Here is a 17957-nt window from a genome sequence, read left to right as displayed (position 1 = left end):
TCAGCTTGGTACTAACGCCGCGGATACTAACGGATTGAACCGGCCAAGGGAAGTGCGATAGCAAAAAGAATTTCCCTGCGGGTGCTGTTTTGCCTTGTAGATAAGCGCATGAAGCGGCGCTGCCTCCAATTGATACGCCCTGTAGCAGAGCAGAATCCGACCATCGGTCATCGATGTTGGTAGCAACGCAGCTGTCTAAATACCGGGTTTGCCAGGGCTTATCCCCAGGCATGACCAAAAAACGCGCCGAAAAAGTGCATTGATATAACCGTCGCAGAGGCACTTGTGCACATTAGTTGCAGAGTCTGTCACCCCGCTGTCATCTCACGTTCAAGCGCAATGGCTGCCTGTAACCAAAATTTAAGTCAATGAAAAACATCGCTTTTTTTTACTGGTGAAAAAATCGTCAGTTTGACTGCGAACCCCATTCCACAGGGCTTTGAGCGGGTTCAAGGACGGTTGTCCACTGAGTTATCCACAGCTTCTGTGGATTGTCCCGAGCGCTTGCTCTAGGACGGGCGTGCCGGGACATTTTCAGCTTTACCTGTAAGAAAAAGAGAGTAAAGTTGCGCGCCTTCCGATCTGCCCCACAGTGCTTTATGAAGTTTCGCTCAGCCCCTGTTTCCTCTACCTCCACACCACCCTCTGTTGCCCCTACCAAGCGCTTTTCCATGCGCGTGGCAGAGTGGCTGTTGGACAGTCCGCACCTGGGCGAAAACCCTAACGTCAAACACATTGCCGGACGTCTGCTCAAGCAACCGGCCCGTGAGGGCGTGGTAGCTGCGCAAAGTCGCCTTGGCCAGTTGATGTGCCGCGAATGCGGGAATGCCCGGGATCGCCGTATCGGTCAGGACCTGTTGCGTCAGGCCGCTCGGGCTGGCGATCGCCGCGCTCAACAGGAACTGGGGCTGATCGAAGACTGAGCTGTCCAAGACCGGACGCCTTGGTTAACCTTCAGGCTTTACCCGAATGGCAGGAGTGGCTATGGCAATGGACTTGACCAGCGTATTGCTGGGTCTGGCAGCGGCAGGGTTGCCGTTGCTGGTATTGGCCTGGCAACTTCAGCGTCGGGCCAGCACCACGCAGGCAGACGTTGCACTGCTGCAGGAACGGCTGGCCATGGCTCAACTGGCGCAGGACGGCTTGAATGCACAACTGGAGTCCAGCCGCGATGAAATCGCTGATCTGACCCAGGCCAACTCCGTAAAACTGGCTGATCTGGCTGCACTGCGTCGTGAAGTCGAACTGTTGCAGATCGAGCGCGACGACGCCCGGGACGCCGCTCATGCGTGGAATATCGAACGCGCTGGCAAGGAAGCCGAACTGCGCCGCCTGGATGCCCAGGCCGCGTCGCTCAACGCCGAATTGCGCGAGCAACAGGACAGCCATCAGCAACGCCTTGCCGACCTGCAAGGTTCGCGGGACGAATTGCGCGCGCAGTTTGCCGAGCTGGCGGGGAAGATTTTCGATGAGCGCGAGCAGCGTTTTGCCGAAACCAGCCAGCAGCGCCTGGGGCAGTTGCTCGATCCGCTCAAGGAGCGCATCCAGTCCTTCGAAAAGCGTGTCGAGGAAAGCTATCAGAACGAGGCCCGTGAGCGTTTCTCCCTGGCCAGGGAACTGGAGCGCCTGCAACAGCTGAACTTGCGCTTGAGCGACGAAGCCACCAACCTGACCCGCGCCTTGAAAGGGCAGAAGACCCAGGGCAACTGGGGTGAACTGATCCTTGAGCGCGTGCTTGAGCATGCGGGGCTGGAGAAGGGCCGCGAGTACCAGACTCAGGTCAATCTCAAGGGACCGGACGGCGAACGCTTCCAGCCGGACGTGATCATTTACCTGCCGGGCGACAAGCAGGTGGTGGTCGACTCCAAGGTCAGCCTGACGGCCTATCAGCAATACGTGGCGGCTGAGGACGAGGCCATCGGCCAGATCGCCATCAAGCAGCACGTGCTTTCATTGCGCAATCACGTCAAAGGCCTGGCCGGCAAGGATTACAAGCGCCTCGATGGCTTGCACAGCCTGGATTTCGTGTTGCTCTTCGTGCCGATCGAGGCGGCGTTTTCTGCTGCGTTGCAGGCTGAGCCGACGCTGTTTCAGGAGGCATTCGACCGCAACATCGTGATCGTCAGCCCCACCACGTTGTTGGCGACCCTGCGTGTCATCGACAGCCTGTGGAAACAGGAACGCCAGAGCCAGAACGCCCGGGAAATCGCCGAGCGGGCCGGGTGGCTGTACGACAAGTTCGTGCTGTTCATTCAGGATCTGGACGAGGTCGGCAATCGCCTGCAGCAACTGGACAAGGCCTACAGTTCGGCACGCAACAAGCTGACAGAGGGGCGTGGCAATCTGGTCAGTCGCAGTGAGCAACTCAAGCTGCTGGGGGCACGGGCGAGCAAGAGCCTGCCGGCGGATTTGCTGGAGCGGGCGATGACCGATGTCGATGGGTTGGTCGAGTTGCCGGAGTAGCTGAAAAGCATCGTCGGAACGCCGCCCGGAGCAAGCTCGCTCCCACAGTTGACCGCGTACCCTGTGGGAGCGAGCTTGCTCGCGATGACGGCAGTCGCGCCATCGCAAAGGTCAATTCTTGAGCGTTACAACGGCAAATACCGGCTCAACAACGCCCGCAACGCCGCCGGTTTCACCGGTTTGGCCAGGTAATCCAGCCCTGCTGCATGCACCTTGTCGACCGTCTCCGGCCGGCCATCGGCGCTGATCACCACACCAGGAACCGGCTCGCCCATTTGCGTGCGCAACCAGGCCATCAGATCGGTTCCGGTTTCGCCATGATCGAGGTGGTAATCCACCAGCGCCAATTGCGGGCGCATGCCTTCGCCCAGCAGTGTTGCGCATTCCTCGCGATTGCGTGCGGTCCAGACCTGGCAACCCCAGCGGCTGAGCAAACTGTTCATGCCGATCAGGATGCTGTCCTCGTTATCGATGCACAGCACCTGCGCGCCATTGAGCAATTTGCCATTGAGTTCGGCGACTTTGACCGGCGCTGCGGTTTGCGCCCGGGCCAGCGGTACGCTGACGCTGAACACGCTGCCACGTCCCGGCCAGGAGCGCACGCGCAAGGTATGACCGAGCACGCGACATAGCCCATCGGCAATCGCCAGCCCCAGGCCGAGGCCTTTTTCGGCCCGTGTCTGGTGGCTGTCGAGGCGCTTGAACTCTTCGAAAATCACCTGTTGTTTATCTTCCGGAATACCCGGCCCGCGGTCCCAGACTTCCAGGCTCAATGCTTCCTTGTGCCGGCGAACGCCCAGTAGTACCGGCCCTTTGCCGTAGCGAAACGCATTGGTCAGGAAGTTCTGCAAAATTCGCCGCAGCAGTTTGATGTCGCTGTCGACTCGCAGCGTGCTGCCACGAACGCGGAACTCCAGGTCTTGTTCCTGCGCCAGCACCTTGAACTCTGCACCGAGGGTGTCGAACAGTTCGTTGAGCGCGAACGGCTGGCGATTCGGGTTGATTTTGCCGTTCTCCAGGCGGGAAATGTCCAACAGGTCGCTGATCAGGTCCTCGGCCGAGCGCAGCGAGCTGTCCAGGTGTCCGACCAGTTTCTGCGCTTCGCCGGAGAGTCCATCGTGCTGATGGGAGAGGGCGGCGGAGAACAGGCGTGCCGCATTCAACGGTTGCATCAAGTCATGGCTGACGGCCGCGAGAAAGCGGGTCTTGGACTGGTTGGCCGCCTCGGCGGTGCCCTTGGCTTCGGTCAGGGCGACGTTGAGCTGCGACAGTTCGTGGGTCCGTTCGGTGACCCGTTGCTCCAGGCCTTCGTTGGCTTCGGTCAGCGCCTGCTCGGCTTCGCGGAATGCGGTGATGTCGGTGAAACTCATGACGAAGCCGCCGCCCGGCATCGGGTTGCCGATCAACTCGATGACCCGGCCGTTGGGGAACAGGCGCTCGGAGGTATGCGCGCGGCCCTGGCGCATCCAGTGCAAGCGACGTGCGACGTGAACTTCGGCTTCGCCGGGGCCGCACAGGCCGCGCTCGGCATTGTGGCGAATGATGTCGGCGATCGGCCGACCGACACTGATCAAGCCGTCCGGGTAGTTGAACAACTCCAGGTAGCGACGGTTCCAGGCCACCAGTTTCAGCGACTGGTCGACCACGCTGATGCCCTGGGTGATGTTCTCGATGGCGCCTTGCAGCAAGGCGCGGTTGAATTGCAGCACCTCCGAGGCTTCGTCGGCGATGCGCACGACGTCTTCCAGTTGCATCTCCCGGCCTTCAATGGCGGCTTTGACCACCGCGCGGGTCGAAGAGGCACCGAGTACACCGGCCAGCAGGCGTTCGGTATGGGCGATCCATTCCCCGTCAGCGTTCTGGCTCGGGTTGAAGCCTTTGCCCTGGCGATAGGCAAAGCGGATGAAGCTCTGACGGGCGCGTTCTTCGCCAACGAAGCGCGCCGCCAGTTGCAGCAGGTCGTCGATGTGCACTGCCAGCATCGAGCGTGCGCTGGGGCGGGCACTGATTTCCTGGCCGATGAAGCGGCCCGCCTGCCAGTGCTCGGAAACCCGGGTGCGCGACAGCACCGAGACCCAGGCGAACAGCGTGAAGTTGCCAGCCAGCGACAGCACCACGCCTTGGGTCAGCGGGGTGATCGGCAGGTTCAGTGGATTGCTGTGCAACCAGGCCAGCCCCGGGAATGTGCTCAAGGAAAGGCCGAGACTGAGGGCGGCAATTGGCAGGATCAGGGTGTAGAACCACAGGAAGGTGCCTGCGGCAAGGCCGGCGAAAACGCCGCGGCGGTTGGCCTGTTTCCAGTACAGCGCACCGAGCATGGCAGGGGCCAGTTGGGTCACGGCAGCGAAGGCGATCTGGCCGATGGTCGCCAGGCTGGCGGTCGAGCCCAGCAGGCGGTAACTGACGTAGGCCAGCAACAGAATGACCACGATGCTGACGCGGCGCACCGACAACATCCACTGGCGGAACACTTCGAACGGGCGCTCGGCGTTGTTGCGACGCAGCAGCCAGGGCAACAGCATGTCATTGGATACCATGGTCGACAGCGCCACGCTGGCCACGATCACCATACCGGTGGCCGCCGATGCGCCACCGATAAACGCCAGCAGGGCCAGCGCCGGATGCGCCTGTGCCAGGGGCAGGCTGATTACGAACGAGTCCGGCAACACCGAACTGGGCAGCAGCATCTGGCCGGCCAGGGCGATCGGCACGACAAACAATGCAGCAAGGGCGAGGTAGGCCGGGAATACCCACTTGGCCAGGCGCAGATCCTGGGGGTCGATGTTCTCGACAACGGTCACGTGGAACTGCCGCGGCAAGCAAATGATCGCCATCATCGCCACACCGGTCTGCACCACCATCGACGGCCAGTTGATGGTTTCCTTCCAGTACTGTTCGAGACGCGGCGCCAGCATGGCCTGGTCGAACAGGTCGTCGAAACCGTCGTACAGGCCGTAGGTCACGAACGCGCCGACGGCAAGAAACGCGAACAGCTTGACCAGTGATTCGAAGGCAATGGCCAGCACCATGCCCCGGTGGTGCTCCGTGGCGTCGAGGTTGCGGGTACCGAAGACGATGGTGAACAGCGCCAGCACCAGCGACACGATCAGCGCCGTGTCCTGGGCCCGGGTGCCCATGGCATCGGCGCCAGCACCGATCAGCAGGTTCACACCGAGCACAATGCCTTTGAGCTGCAACGCGATATAGGGCAGCACGCCGACCAGGCAAATCAGTGCCACCACCACCGCCAGCGACTGGGATTTGCCATAGCGCGCGGCGATGAAGTCGGCGATCGAGGTGATGTTCTCCTGTTTGCTGATCATCACCATTTTCTGCAGGACCCACGGCGCGCCGACCAGCAACAGGATCGGCCCGAGGTAGATCGGCAGGAATGACCAGAGCTGTTCGGCGGCCTGACCCACGGCGCCGAAGAACGTCCAGCTGGTGCAATAGACCGCCAGCGACAGGCTGTACACCCAGGCACGCACACGCGGCGGCAAGGGCGCGCTGCGACGGTCGCCATAGAAGGCGATGGCGAACATGATGGCCATATAGGCCAGGGCGACGACGGCAATCAGCCCGGTGGACAGCGGCATGGGGACTCCAGACAAAGACACCCGGGCCTCTCGCCCGGACAGACAGTCTCGCACGACCGCCAGCGTTAGTCAGTGTCGACCAAGGTCGTGGCGTGGCTGGGTGTCGCAGGTTGATTTTCAGTGTCTGGACTGGCCTTGCCACATTCCACCAGCACTTGTATCCGGGTTAGCCTTGGCCTCTTCTCAGCTCACTCGAAGGATCGGACCATGAAGATCATCCGCAGCAAATCTTTCACTGGCGAGCGTGCCTGGGCCGCGCTGGACATCGCCAGCATGAACGGCATCACCACGCGGCTGCATTGGACCGATCAACCCTACAAATGGCACGTCAACGACGGCGAGGAAGTGTTCGTGGTGCTCGATGGCCAGGTGCGGATGCTTTATCGCGAAGAGGGGGTGGAGCGGGAAGCGTTGCTGGAAGTCGGTGACATTTTTCATGCCTCGGTCGGTACTGAGCATGTGGCGCATCCGGTAGGGCCGGCTCGGATATTGGTGGTCGAATCGGAGGGGAGTGTCTGACCATATATAGGTAATATCGATAAGATATAGAGATATTACCCGTTATATAGATATTCTATTCGGATCTAACATGGACTCCACCTCACGAGAGGACAGGAGTTCGCCATGACATGCGCCAATAGCATCAAGCCCGGAATCAAACCTTTCAGTCACTTGCAGCATCCCCGCGAAGTGATCCGCCAGTTCACCCCCAACTGGTTCGCGGCCACCATGGGCACCGGTGTGCTGGCGTTGGCACTGGCGCAATTGCCGGTCGCCATGCCCGCCTTGCGCGCCTTTGCCGAAGCCCTGTGGCTGTTCAACATCGCGTTGTTCCTGCTGTTTACGGCGTTGTACGCCGCGCGTTGGCTGCTGTTTTTCGACGAAGCACGACGGATCTTCGGCCACTCCACGGTCTCGATGTTTTTCGGCACTATCCCGATGGGCCTGGCGACCATCATCAACGGCTTCCTGGTGTTCGGCCTGCCGCGCTGGGGCGACGGTGTGATTCACCTCGCCGAGGTGCTGTGGTGGCTGGATGTGGCGATGTCGCTGGCCTGCGGTGTGCTGATTCCCTACATGATGTTCACGCGTCAGGAGCACAGCATCGACCAGATGACCGCCGTCTGGTTGTTGCCGGTGGTCGCTGCAGAAGTGGCGGCCGCCAGCGGTGGCCTGTTGGCGCCGCATTTGGCCGACGCTCACTCGCAACTGGTGGTGCTGGTGACCAGCTACGTACTCTGGGCCTTCTCCCTGCCGGTGGCCTTCAGCATCCTGACCATTCTGTTGCTGCGCATGGCCTTGCATAAGCTGCCCCACGAAAACATGGCCGCCTCGAGCTGGCTGGCCCTTGGCCCGATCGGCACCGGCGCGTTGGGCATGCTGGTACTGGGCGGCGATGCACCGCTGATTTTCGCGGCCAACGGTTTGCCGGGCGTCGGTGAGATTGCTGCGGGATTGGGCCTGGTGGCCGGTATCACCCTGTGGGGCTTGGGCCTGTGGTGGATGCTGATGGCGTTGCTGATCACTGTGCGCTACCTGCGGGCCGGCATCCCCTTCAATCTGGGCTGGTGGGGTTTCACCTTCCCGTTGGGCGTCTATTCTCTGGCGACGTTGAAGCTGGCCAGTACCTTGAACCTGACGTTTTTCAGTGTGTCTGGTTGTGTGCTGGTGGCGTTGCTGGCGGTGATGTGGCTGATCGTCGGCAAGCGCACGGTGCTGGGCGCCTGGCGTGGTGAACTGTTTGTCTCGCCATGCATTGCCGGTTTGAAGAAATAACCGGCAAAGATTAGGTAAGGTGTGGCCTGGATCGAGTTTCGATACTCCAATTACAGTATCCAGGCCACTCTCTACATAATCAGGGACACATGGAAGATGAGTCACCCCTCACAGTTCACCTTGTTGCGTACCCGGCGCTTCCTGCCGTTCTTCATTACCCAGTCCCTTGGGGCATTCAACGACAATGTGTTCAAGCAGTCGTTGATCCTGGCGATTTTGTACAAGCTGAGCATCGAGGGTGACCGCTCTGTCTGGGTCAACCTGTGTGCGCTGCTGTTTATCCTGCCGTTTTTCCTGTTCTCGGCCCTGGCCGGGCAATTCGGGGAAAAGTTCGCCAAGGACGCGTTGATCCGCCTGATCAAGCTTGGGGAAATTGCCATCATGGCGGTCGGCGCCGTCGGTTTTCTGTTCGATCACCTGTCGTTGATGCTGCTGGCGCTGTTCGCCATGGGCACCCATTCGGCGCTGTTCGGGCCGGTGAAGTATTCGATCCTGCCGCAGGCCCTGCGTGAGGAAGAACTGGTCGGTGGCAACGGTCTGGTGGAGATGGGCACCTTCCTGGCGATCCTCGCCGGCACCATTGGCGCCGGAATCATGATGTCTTCGGCGCATTACGCACCGGTGGTGTCCACGGCGATCATCGGCATTGCCGTGCTCGGCTACCTGGCCAGCCGCAGCATTCCCCGGGCGGCGGCCGCCACGCCGCAAATGCGCCTGAACTGGAACATTTTCAGCCAGTCCTGGGCCACATTGAAACTGGGCCTGGGGCAAACACCGGCGGTGTCACGCTCGATTGTCGGCAACTCATGGTTCTGGTTTGTCGGGGCGATCTATCTGACGCAGATCCCGGCCTATGCCAAGGAATGGATGCACGGCGACGAAACCGTGGTGACGCTGATTCTGACGGTGTTCTCGGTCGGCATCGCATTGGGTTCGATGCTGTGCGAGAAGCTTTCCGGGCGCAAAGTCGAGATTGGCCTGGTGCCGTTCGGATCGTTCGGCCTGACCGTCTTCGGTCTGCTGCTGTGGTGGCATTCCGGTGGAATTCCGGACAGCGCCGCCGGCCATGGCTGGATCGACATCCTCGGTTTCGGCCACACCTGGCTGGTGTTGCTCGACATCCTGGGTCTGGGCGTCTTCGGCGGTTTCTACATTGTCCCGCTGTACGCGCTGATCCAGTCGCGCACGGCGGAGAACGAGCGGGCGCGGGTGATTGCCGCCAACAACATCCTCAACGCGCTGTTCATGGTGGTGTCGGCGATTGTCTCGATCGTCTTGCTGAGCGTGGCCAAGCTGTCGATCCCGCAGTTGTTCCTGGTCGTGTCGTTGCTGAACATCGGGGTCAACGCCTACATCTTCAGGATTGTCCCGGAGTTCACCATGCGTTTCATGATCTGGCTGCTCAGCCATTCCATGTATCGCGTGGAGCACCGCAATCTGGACCTGATCCCCGACGAAGGCGCAGCGCTGCTGGTGTGCAACCACGTGTCGTTCGTCGACGCCTTGCTGATTGGCGGCGCGGTACGTCGGCCGATTCGCTTTGTGATGTATTACAAGATCTACAACCTGCCGGTACTGAACTTCATCTTCCGTACCGCGGGGACGATTCCTATTGCCGGGCGCCAGGAAGACATCCAGATATATGAACAAGCCTTCACGCGCATTGCCCGGTATCTGAAGGACGGGGAGCTGGTGTGCATCTTCCCCGAGGGAAAATTGACCGCCGATGGCGAGATCAACGAGTTCAAGGGCGGGTTGACGCGGATTCTCGAGGAGACACCGGTGCCGGTGATTCCGTTGGCCTTGCAGGGGTTGTGGGGGAGTTTCTTCAGTCGCGATCCGAATAAAGGGCTGTTTCGCCGGTTGTGGTCGCGGGTGACGTTGGTGGCCGGGCCGGCGGTAGCGGTTGAGGTGGCGCAGCCGGTGAAGTTGCAGGCGTTGGTGGGGGATTTGCGTGGGGCTGTTAGATAGCCGGTGACAGTTCGGGCCTCTTCGCGAGCAAGCCCGCTCCCACACTTGGAATGCGATCAATTGTGGGAGCGGGCTTGCTCGCGAAAGCGGTAGTGGCCTAAGCGCTGACCTTGAGCCCAACGAGCCCGCTAATGATCAACGCCACACTAGCCAGCCGCACCAGCGCCATCGACTCGCCAAACAGAATGATCCCGGCGATCACTGTGCCAACGGCGCCGACACCGGTCCAGATCGCATAGGCTGTGCCCAGCGGCAATTCCTTCATTGCAAGGCCGAGCAAGCCAAGGCTGATGGCCATGGCCGCTACGGTCAATACAGTGGGGAGGGGGCGGGTGAAACCGTCGGTGTACTTGAGGCCGACGGCCCAGCCCACTTCGAAAAGGCCGGCGAAAAACAGAATGATCCAGGACATGAAGACCTCCATCGTCTGACGGGGTCGTCCCCTGATTAATGACTCGATCGAGCCGCGAGGTCGTCCTCGCGATGGGCAATATAGTGCCCAGCATTAACCCGGGGATCAAGTTTTCCAGTCAGTCGCTGACCTGTTGCGCTGTCATTTCCCGATCCTGTTTCTCGCTCATGCGACGGAAATACGTGGAGAGCAATGCCCCGGAAATGTTGTGCCAGACACTGAACAATGCACTGGGCACTGCCGCCAGCGGCGAGAAGTGCGCACTGGCCAACGCGGCGCCCAAGCCGGAGTTCTGCATGCCGACTTCCAGGGCCAGGGACTTGCGCTGGGCCAGAGGCAGCTTGAACAGGCGCCCTGTGAAGTAACCCAGCAGGTAGCCAAAGCTGTTGTGCAGCATGACCACGACCATGATCAACAGGCCCGACTCGGCAATCTTCGCCTGGCTGGCGGCCACCACTGCCGTGACAATGATCACGATGCTGACCACCGACACCAGCGGCAACACGTCCACAGCGTGGCGAACCTTGTCGCCGAGCACCCGTTGGGCAACCACGCCCAGCACGATCGGCAACAGCACCACTTGCAGGATCGACCAGAACAACTCCATGAACGACACAGGCAACCAGGCCGAGGCCAGCAGCCAGATCAGCGCCGGCGTCAGCAGGGGGGCGAGGAGGGTGGTGACGGCGGCGATGGCCACCGACAGCGCCAGGTCGCCACGGGCCAGCCAGGTCATTACGTTCGACGAGGTGCCGCTTGGGCAGCAGCCGACCAGAATCACACCGACGGCGATTTCCGGCGGCAAGTGGAACGCCTGGCAGAGCAACCACGCCACGCCCGGCATGATCACGAAATGGGCAACCACGCCCAGGGCCACGCGCCAGGGATGGCGAGCGACTTCGGCGAAGTCTTCGAGCTTGAGGGTCAGGCCCATGCCGAACATCACCAGCCCCAGCAGTGGCACGATGGCGCCTTTGAGACCGAGGAACCATGCCGGCTGCAGAAACGCCACGACAGCGAAAATCAGTACCCAGTAAGCGAAGGTGTTGCCGACAAAACGACTCAATGCAGCCAGTGCGCGCATGGCCATATCCTTTTTATTGAGTAGCACCACAAAACCAAATGTGGGAGCGGGCTTGCTCGCGAAAGCGGAGTGTCAGTCAATACTTATGTCGACTGACACTCCGCTTTCGCGAGCAAGCCCGCTCCCACAGTTTGAGATCACAAGGCTTTAGATACCCTGAGGAGTCTCTTCGCCGCCCAGTGCTTCAACCAGCGCCGGCAGGAAGTCGCCGAAGGTCAGCATCATCAGGGTGAAGCTGGCGTCCAGTTGGCCCAGGGCTTCGTCTCCGCCGTCCTGTTCCGCCTGGTCTTGCAGCAGGTCTTCGAACTTCAGGCGCTTGACCACCATCTTGTCGTCGAGGACGAACGACAGTTTGTCCTGCCAGGCCAGGGACAGTTGAGTGACCACTTTGCCGGTGCTCAGGTGCAGCTGGATTTCTTCGCTGGTCAGGTCCTGGCGCTTGCAACGCACAATGCCGCCGTCTTCGTGGGTGTCGCGCAGTTCGCACTCGTCCAGCACAAAGAAATCGTCCGCGGCTTTCTGCGTGGTGACCCACTCGGTCATGGTCGCGGTCGGCGACATTTTCACGGTCAGCGGACGCACCGGCAGGGTGCCGATCACTTCACGCAAGGTCGACAGCAAGTCTTCGGCGCGCTTCGGGCTGGCCGAGTTGACCAGGATCAGGCCCTGTTTCGGCGCGATGGCAGCGAAGGTCGACGAGCGGCGGATAAAGGCGCGGGGCAGGAAGGCCTGGATGATTTCATCCTTGATCTGATCGCGTTCCTTCTTGTAGACCTTGCGCATTTGCTCGGCTTCGATCTCTTCGACCTTTTCCTTGACCGCGTCACGCACGACGCTGCCTGGCAAAATACGTTCTTCCTTGCGCGCGGACACCAGCAGGAAGTCACCGCTGACGTGCACCAGTGGCGCATCTTCGCCTTTGCCGAACGGCGCGACGAAACCGTAGGTGGTCAACTCCTGGCTTGCACATGGGCGCGCCAGTTTGGTGGCCAGTGCAGTTTCCAACGCCTCGGCATCAACAGGCAGATCTTGGGTCAGGCGATAGATAAGCAGGTTTTTGAACCACATGGGGTGAGTCTCTCCTTTATACAAAGGGGGGCATTATTGTCTTCGCCGTGCCATAGGCCAACCTTTCTCTAAGCCTTTGGAAGGCCTGAGAAAATTATTTAAAAAAGTGCTTGCCAGAGGTTGGGTCGCTCCGTAGAATGCGCGCCACACCGAAGCGAAGGGTGATTAGCTCAGCTGGGAGAGCGTCTGCCTTACAAGCAGAATGTCGGCGGTTCGATCCCGTCATCACCCACCATTCGTTTCATGTGTTTAGCGCAGCGGTAGTTCAGTCGGTTAGAATACCGGCCTGTCACGCCGGGGGTCGCGGGTTCGAGTCCCGTCCGCTGCGCCATATTCGGTAACCTGGAACACTGAACGCCAGGTCACCACGGAAAAACCCGCGATAGCGGGTTTTTTTCTGCCTCAAGTTTGTACGTTGTACCCGCGGGATGTGTCGTTTTTCCGGTTTTCGGATTTATTTGAAAAAACTTCAAATAAATCAACACTTTACGAAAACTTGTGGCATAATGCGTCCCGTAACGAAGCGAAGGGTGATTAGCTCAGCTGGGAGAGCGTCTGCCTTACAAGCAGAATGTCGGCGGTTCGATCCCGTCATCACCCACCATTCGTTTTAAGCGTTTCGCGCAGCGGTAGTTCAGTCGGTTAGAATACCGGCCTGTCACGCCGGGGGTCGCGGGTTCGAGTCCCGTCCGCTGCGCCATATTCGGTAACCTGGAACACTGAACGCCAGGTCACCACAGAAAGCCCGCCTTGTGCGGGCTTTTTGCTGTCTGGCATTTGGCCGGCCTTCAAAGCGATCCCGGGATCGCTTTTTTGTGTCTGCGCAGTTATTGCTCGGCGTTGCGCCTGTGTCGGTAGTCGCTGACAGCTTCATACACGGCTTTGCGCAGGCGATTGATCCCGCCGATGGGACGGTGTGCCTCGATACCGAACCAGGGATTGAATGACTGGTTGTCGCATTGCAGGTTCAGTGCCGGTGTATCGAAGTCCTGCGCCGGCACCCTGATCTGCGCCACCGTCTCGAAGGGCGCATCGCTTTCGCGCCATTCAATGCTGGTGTCTTCAATCGGCATGTACTTGTTGGCGTCCTGTCGCTGGATTTGCAAGACGAAACACGCGGGTACCCGGTCGGTCGACAGCTGTTGATTGAGCGCATTGCGCAGGAAGTTCGGCAACTCGCGGTTTTGTTCCGGCAGGTTGTAGGCCGGGCAACTGCCCGGATCGGGCATGACCCGGAACTTCGCATTGGCCTCACCGAATTTGTAGGGTGAAACCGAAAAGTAGGTCGTCCGGGTTGGGCTCGATGGAGCGGGGGACAACGTCGCCAGGGCAATAAACAGGTGGCGAACCTGCCACGAACGCGGATCCCAGCCCGGGAAGAACGCCATCATTTTTTTACCCTCGGCCTGGGCAGCAACGTTCTGACGGTATTCGGCCACGTTACTTACAAAGAAGTTCGGATGGCTGAACATCACAAAGTCCTGTTCGCTTCGCCCCGGCTGATCGCTCAGTAATTGTTTGCCCGCAACATCGAACAGCTTGATCGCCATGCCCCGGGCGTCGCGGATGCTGTCGAACTGCGGGTAGGCATTGCCATTGGACAGGCGCATCGTCGCTTGCCAGGTTTTGCCCGGTTCGCTGAACACGCCCTGGCGCAATTCGCTGGCCAGTTCCGGTAACACCTGGACTTCGGCTTTGACGCAACCGTGGGCCTTGGCGTGGGCATCGCGCAGGTAGCGGGTGCTTTCGCGGTGCTGATCGACGATGCGCACGGCGGTCTGGATGATATCCCGGGTCATCGCGGCTTCACCGTCCGCAATCGACTCCTGCGCCGACACCGGTCCGCGCTGCTGCCAGGCAAACCAGGCGGCGGCCAATGCCCAGCCAAGCACGCCGAGAACCAGCAGCCACAGCAACAGCTTGCCGAGGAAGGCGCCCAGGCGCAGCCAGAGTGTAATCAGCATGAGAGCGTCCTTTTGGCTGAGTCCGTGGTCATGGCAATTGCGCTTCCAGCGGGCCGCCCAGCACTTTCAGATACTCCAGCAGCGCCCAACGCTCCTGCGGCTGCAACCAGCGGCCGATCACGCCATTGCCGAGTTTGCCGGCACGAAATTCATGACCACTGTTGTGGTTGCCGGTGATTCGCGTGTCGAACAGAAAACCGTTGGTAAAGGCTTCGGTGCGGTAACCCAGGTGTCTTGGGTCATATTCGAAAGTGCCTTTGTAGAACGTGGTTGCTCGCTCATCCTGAGGCGACAGCAATTGATAAAGGCTCGGTACCGAGCCGTTGTGCAGAAACGGCGCTGTCGCCCATACACCCGCCAACGGTCTGGCCTTGTACGAACGCAATTCGCGTACGCCGATTGGCAGGCCGAAACCGTCCATTTCCGGGTGCTCGGCGGGGGGGACATTGGCGTCCTGATAGGCGCGGTCGCGGACAAATGCAGTGACATAGGCCAGCCCCGAGGCCACGGACATCTTGCTCAGGTCCAGTGGTTCGTCGGGTTTTGGCTCTATATCGAGTTTTTCCAGTTCCGCCTGCTTCCATTGCAGCGCCGTCAGGTCAAAGCGATGGTCGGCGATGTTGCTGGCCGCGCCCGGGTCTGTGCCGATGTCATCCACCGGGAGCATTTTCAGGTGCTGAACGTATCGTCCCTCGCCCTGGGTAGTACGCGGTACATGACAGCCCGCGCAGTTTTCTGCGAACAGGTTGCGCCCCTTGGCGGCCAGCGGCTTGTCGATCGCGCCCAGCAGGTCTTCCGGCCAGGCCGGAGGCGAGAGTCGTTGCAGGGTTTGTTCGATCAGGTGCAGGTCGCGCACACGGACACTGGAGGGATAGCGGGCATCGCCCATCAGCGGCTGGCCGTTCTGGTCGAAGAAGTTCAGCGTGGCACCGACGCCCAACGCCTCGCCGATGTTGCGGGCCATCGGTTGTTTCGCCGAGCCGTTCCACTGCACCCATTCGAACGTCCACATGTCCCACAACTGCGGATAATCGACCGGAGCGTTGGCCACGCGGTAGTTGTCAGGGGAAATCGCGTCACCGAAGCTGGCGTTGGCAATGCGCCCGAAGGCATCGGTGCGGCCCGGGCCTTCCTCGGTTGGATAGAGCCCGCGATAGGTGTCGTTCCAGGCCACTTTGAGGAATGTATCGAGTGAAGCCTTGAATTCTTTGCGCAGTTGCTTGTGGCGCGTCTCGTAGTCCTGGCCCAGTACGTTGCGTGCGAAACGTTCGAATTTCCACGGGTTGTAGTAGGTCGAGACCAGGCTGGCGACCAGGGCTTGTCCGAAACTGCCCCCTTTGAGCGTAGGAACGCTGGACGGCAGCACATGCTGCGCCGAACCGCCGTCGATACGCACGGCTTGCCCCTTGAAGCGCAGTTCGCCGGTGTGGCAGGCCGCACAGGTGATATCCAGAAACACATCCGGGCTGTCGGCATTCTGATGCCGGGTAAAGCCTGCGGGGAGGTTGCCGGGGTTGTTCGGCGTCGGTTTCTGGCCGGGGTCCACCAGAAAGCCGAAGCGCGCGAGGTACTCGGGGGCGGCAAAGCGTTGCTGCGAGAAGGGCAGTTCGAGGGCGGTGAACCAGTCATAGCGCAAGCCTTTGACCTGGGTGCCCTGGGGGGTGAAGTAATAAGTCTCTCGGTCGACGGCGCTCCATTGCTCCAGGTAATGCACCTGTTGAGCAGGCGACCAGGCCGGCAATTTCGGGTTGGCGACGTAATAGAGAACCACGGCCAGGGCCAGCCCGAGCAGGACTGCTATGAGAACCAGCAAGCGTAGGAAGAGGCGCAAGATAAACATCCTTGTCGAATTATCATGCCGTTATGCCCGAGTGCCCAAGGTGCGGCAAGAGGCCATTACGCCAGATTGCCGGTTCAGCAATCAGCCTCTGTCGGAGCAAGATGAAAGAAGCTTCATCACTCCAATTATGAAAAGCGTTTAAACACCTGAACTTATCAATTGATTCCGGCTCTCATGCCGGTAGCCATTGGTCGTGGCGGCCTGATAAGCTCGCGGCTTTACTCGATTGCCCTTTAGGCGCATGAACAAGGAAATAGCATGAAACAGCATCGGTTGGCGGCGGCGGTGGCCCTGGTTGGCCTGGTACTCGCGGGTTGTGATTCGCAGACCAGCGTAGAGCTGAAAACTCCGGCGCAAAAAGCTTCCTACGGCATTGGCCTGAACATGGGCAAGAGCCTGGCTCAGGAAGGCATGGATGACCTGGATTCCAAGGCTGTAGCCCAGGGCATCGAAGACGCCGTCGGCAAGAAAGAGCAGAAGCTCAAGGACGAAGAACTGGTCGAGGCGTTCGCCGCACTGCAAAAACGTGCCGAAGAACGCATGGCCAAGATGAGCGAAGAGTCGGCCGCTGCCGGCAAGAAATTCCTCGAGGAAAACGGCAAGAAAGCCGGCGTGACGACCACTGCTTCGGGCTTGCAGTACGAAGTCGTGCAGAAAGCCGATGGCCCTCAGCCAAAGCCGACTGACGTGGTGACCGTTCACTACACCGGCAAGCTGACCAACGGCACCGTTTTCGACAGCTCCGTCGAGCGCGGCAGCCCGATCGATCTGCCGGTCAGCGGTGTGATCCCGGGTTGGGTCGAAGGCCTGCAACTGATGCACGTTGGCGAGAAGTACAAGCTGTACATCCCTGCTGACCTGGCTTACGGCGCCCAGAGCCCGAGCCCGGCGATTCCGGCCAACTCGGTGCTGGTATTCGACCTGGAGCTGATGGCCATCAAGGACCCGGCAAAAGAAGACGCCGCTGCCAAGTAAGCAGCGCCTGCTTCGATAACAACGCCTCGCTCATGCGGGGCGTTGTTGCATCTGGCGTTCGGCAGGGGTAAACAAAACGAACAGACGCTCTAGGCCGGAGTCTTAGGCATAGTAGTGTCGGCGGTAGACGCACAAGGCCGCCAAGTCAATGAAATTATGGGTTTTTTTTGATGAGTAAAAAACGCCCGATCTGAACGCAGGCCTTGTAAAACGGGGCTTGCAGCGATGAAAAGCAGCTCTGTTCACAAGGTTATCCACAATTTGTGTGGATAACATTTCAACGGGAGGAATGATGAAAGCACCCTGGAGTTTCGCTCGTTTCCTGCCACTGGCCGGACGTCTGCTGGCACGCGGTCGATTGCCGACCCTGTTGTTCGCAGTCGCCAGTAAAGGCGCAAGCCAGGGCAATCGACTAGGCAAGATCAAGGACGACCTGAAGCTGTTGCAGGCACTCTGCCTGGCCTACTGGCGTGGCGAGTATCGCGCCATCAGCCCCAAGGCGCTGGTTTCGGTTGTCGCGGGCCTGATGTACTTCCTCAGCCCGTTGGATGCGGTCCCGGACTTTATTCCGCTGTTCGGCATGTTCGACGACATCGCAGTCCTGGCGTGGTTGATGAAAGTGCTCGACGACGAGCTCAATGCCTTCCGCGCCTGGCGCAAACGGCAGGTCCCGGAGAAGCTCGCGGTGGTTGAGCGTCTACCCGATACCCCCGAGCAACTTCAACTGCAAGGCCCGAGAAAACGCTGAGTCGATTTCGACGACTTCATAGATTGATGCCCCCCGCGACCTTGGCCGCTGTTAGGATTA

13 protein-coding genes and 4 tRNA genes are annotated in these 17957 nt (G+C 60.1%); 11 read left to right on the top strand and 6 right to left on the bottom strand.

Features of this window, described 5'->3' with window-relative positions; all coding sequences use genetic code 11:
• The first annotated feature begins 599 nt into the window (after positions 1 to 599).
• Both PPUTUW4_RS19090 and rmuC read left to right on the top strand, forming a co-directional pair.
• The gene (locus PPUTUW4_RS19090) at positions 600 to 923 is read left to right on the top strand and encodes a sel1 repeat family protein (RefSeq protein WP_015096151.1); all 324 of its coding nucleotides are present in this window, start codon (positions 600 to 602) and stop codon (positions 921 to 923) included.
• 175 nt (positions 924 to 1098) lie between these two features.
• The gene (gene rmuC, locus PPUTUW4_RS19085; RefSeq protein ID WP_177325119.1) at positions 1099 to 2463 is read left to right on the top strand and encodes a DNA recombination protein RmuC; all 1365 of its coding nucleotides are present in this window, start codon (positions 1099 to 1101) and stop codon (positions 2461 to 2463) included.
• Between the two features lie 125 nt (positions 2464 to 2588).
• Here rmuC and PPUTUW4_RS19080 read toward each other — a convergent pair whose 3' ends face one another.
• Entirely contained in the window at positions 2589 to 6059 is a 3471-nt protein-coding gene (locus PPUTUW4_RS19080) for a PAS domain-containing hybrid sensor histidine kinase/response regulator (protein ID WP_015096149.1), read from the bottom strand.
• Between the two features lie 207 nt (positions 6060 to 6266).
• Here PPUTUW4_RS19080 and PPUTUW4_RS19075 point away from each other — a divergent pair, with 207 nt between their 5' ends.
• The 3 genes from PPUTUW4_RS19075 (at position 6267) to PPUTUW4_RS19065 (ending at position 9806) form a co-directional block, all read left to right on the top strand.
• Positions 6267 to 6578: a cupin 2 barrel domain-containing protein gene (locus PPUTUW4_RS19075; protein WP_015096148.1), complete on the top strand. Its 312-nt coding sequence runs from the start codon at positions 6267 to 6269 to the stop codon at positions 6576 to 6578.
• 105 nt (positions 6579 to 6683) lie between these two features.
• A complete protein-coding gene (locus PPUTUW4_RS19070; RefSeq protein ID WP_015096147.1) occupies positions 6684 to 7835 on the top strand; it encodes a TDT family transporter in 1152 nt (383 codons plus the stop codon).
• Between the two features lie 96 nt (positions 7836 to 7931).
• A complete protein-coding gene (locus PPUTUW4_RS19065) occupies positions 7932 to 9806 on the top strand; it encodes an MFS transporter (protein WP_015096146.1) in 1875 nt (624 codons plus the stop codon).
• A 97-nt stretch (positions 9807 to 9903) separates the two neighbouring features.
• On the opposite strand, the gene sugE is transcribed toward PPUTUW4_RS19065, so the two are convergent.
• The 3 genes from sugE to rdgC all read right to left on the bottom strand — a co-directional run bounded on the left by sugE (position 9904) and on the right by rdgC (position 12370).
• Positions 9904 to 10218, bottom strand: coding sequence for a quaternary ammonium compound efflux SMR transporter SugE (gene sugE / locus PPUTUW4_RS19060; RefSeq protein WP_007977599.1), 315 nt, complete (start codon positions 10216 to 10218; stop codon positions 9904 to 9906).
• Between the two features lie 118 nt (positions 10219 to 10336).
• Positions 10337 to 11302, bottom strand: a complete 966-nt coding sequence (locus PPUTUW4_RS19055; protein WP_015096145.1) for a bile acid:sodium symporter family protein — start codon at positions 11300 to 11302, stop codon at positions 10337 to 10339.
• Positions 11303 to 11449: 147 nt separating this feature from the next.
• A complete protein-coding gene (gene rdgC, locus PPUTUW4_RS19050; protein ID WP_007969735.1) occupies positions 11450 to 12370 on the bottom strand; it encodes a recombination-associated protein RdgC in 921 nt (306 codons plus the stop codon).
• 159 nt (positions 12371 to 12529) lie between these two features.
• Here rdgC and PPUTUW4_RS19045 point away from each other — a divergent pair.
• The 4 genes from PPUTUW4_RS19045 to PPUTUW4_RS19030 all read left to right on the top strand — a co-directional run bounded on the left by PPUTUW4_RS19045 (position 12530) and on the right by PPUTUW4_RS19030 (position 13070).
• Positions 12530 to 12605: transfer RNA gene (locus PPUTUW4_RS19045), tRNA-Val, on the top strand.
• Positions 12606 to 12624: 19 nt separating this feature from the next.
• Positions 12625 to 12701, top strand: a tRNA-Asp gene (locus tag PPUTUW4_RS19040).
• Between the two features lie 197 nt (positions 12702 to 12898).
• Positions 12899 to 12974: transfer RNA gene (locus PPUTUW4_RS19035), tRNA-Val, on the top strand.
• Between the two features lie 19 nt (positions 12975 to 12993).
• Positions 12994 to 13070 (top strand) — tRNA-Asp (locus tag PPUTUW4_RS19030).
• A 127-nt stretch (positions 13071 to 13197) separates the two neighbouring features.
• Here the strand turns inward: PPUTUW4_RS19030 and PPUTUW4_RS19025 are convergent.
• Both PPUTUW4_RS19025 and PPUTUW4_RS19020 read right to left on the bottom strand, forming a co-directional pair.
• Complete coding sequence (locus PPUTUW4_RS19025; RefSeq protein ID WP_015096144.1) at positions 13198 to 14334, bottom strand: catalase family protein; 1137 nt, start codon at positions 14332 to 14334, stop codon at positions 13198 to 13200.
• Positions 14335 to 14362: 28 nt separating this feature from the next.
• The gene (locus tag PPUTUW4_RS19020; RefSeq protein ID WP_015096143.1) at positions 14363 to 16165 is read right to left on the bottom strand and encodes a di-heme-cytochrome C peroxidase; all 1803 of its coding nucleotides are present in this window, start codon (positions 16163 to 16165) and stop codon (positions 14363 to 14365) included.
• A gap of 267 nt (positions 16166 to 16432) precedes the next feature.
• On the opposite strand from PPUTUW4_RS19020, the gene PPUTUW4_RS19015 reads away from it, so the two are divergent.
• Positions 16433 to 17149 carry an FKBP-type peptidyl-prolyl cis-trans isomerase gene (locus PPUTUW4_RS19015; protein ID WP_015096142.1) on the top strand — a complete coding sequence of 239 codons (717 nt, stop codon included), beginning with the start codon at positions 16433 to 16435 and terminating at the stop codon, positions 17147 to 17149.
• Between the two features lie 292 nt (positions 17150 to 17441).
• Positions 17442 to 17897: a YkvA family protein gene (locus tag PPUTUW4_RS19010; RefSeq protein ID WP_015096141.1), complete on the top strand. Its 456-nt coding sequence runs from the start codon at positions 17442 to 17444 to the stop codon at positions 17895 to 17897.
• Positions 17898 to 17957 lie beyond the last annotated feature (60 nt).

It is taken from the genome of Pseudomonas sp. UW4 (genome assembly GCF_000316175.1).
GTDB lineage: Bacteria > Pseudomonadota > Gammaproteobacteria > Pseudomonadales > Pseudomonadaceae > Aquipseudomonas > Aquipseudomonas laurylsulfatiphila.
Note: the sequence above shows the minus strand (reverse complement) of the source record. Positions and strands in the feature narration are given on the sequence as shown.

What these genes read in the sequence shown, in the direction of transcription:
- PPUTUW4_RS19065 (WP_015096146.1), top strand. Translation starts at nt 7,932, where the DNA reads ATGAGTCACCCCTCACAGTTCACCTTGTTGCGTACCCGGCGCTTCCTG.
- PPUTUW4_RS19025 (WP_015096144.1), bottom strand. Translation starts at nt 14,334, where the DNA reads ATGCTGATTACACTCTGGCTGCGCCTGGGCGCCTTCCTCGGCAAGCTG.
- PPUTUW4_RS19055 (WP_015096145.1), bottom strand. Translation starts at nt 11,302, where the DNA reads ATGCGCGCACTGGCTGCATTGAGTCGTTTTGTCGGCAACACCTTCGCT.
- sugE (WP_007977599.1), bottom strand. Translation starts at nt 10,218, where the DNA reads ATGTCCTGGATCATTCTGTTTTTCGCCGGCCTTTTCGAAGTGGGCTGG.
- rdgC (WP_007969735.1), bottom strand. Translation starts at nt 12,370, where the DNA reads ATGTGGTTCAAAAACCTGCTTATCTATCGCCTGACCCAAGATCTGCCT.
- PPUTUW4_RS19010 (WP_015096141.1), top strand. Translation starts at nt 17,442, where the DNA reads ATGAAAGCACCCTGGAGTTTCGCTCGTTTCCTGCCACTGGCCGGACGT.
- PPUTUW4_RS19090 (WP_015096151.1), top strand. Translation starts at nt 600, where the DNA reads ATGAAGTTTCGCTCAGCCCCTGTTTCCTCTACCTCCACACCACCCTCT.
- PPUTUW4_RS19070 (WP_015096147.1), top strand. Translation starts at nt 6,684, where the DNA reads ATGACATGCGCCAATAGCATCAAGCCCGGAATCAAACCTTTCAGTCAC.
- PPUTUW4_RS19075 (WP_015096148.1), top strand. Translation starts at nt 6,267, where the DNA reads ATGAAGATCATCCGCAGCAAATCTTTCACTGGCGAGCGTGCCTGGGCC.
- PPUTUW4_RS19080 (WP_015096149.1), bottom strand. Translation starts at nt 6,059, where the DNA reads ATGCCGCTGTCCACCGGGCTGATTGCCGTCGTCGCCCTGGCCTATATG.
- PPUTUW4_RS19015 (WP_015096142.1), top strand. Translation starts at nt 16,433, where the DNA reads ATGAAACAGCATCGGTTGGCGGCGGCGGTGGCCCTGGTTGGCCTGGTA.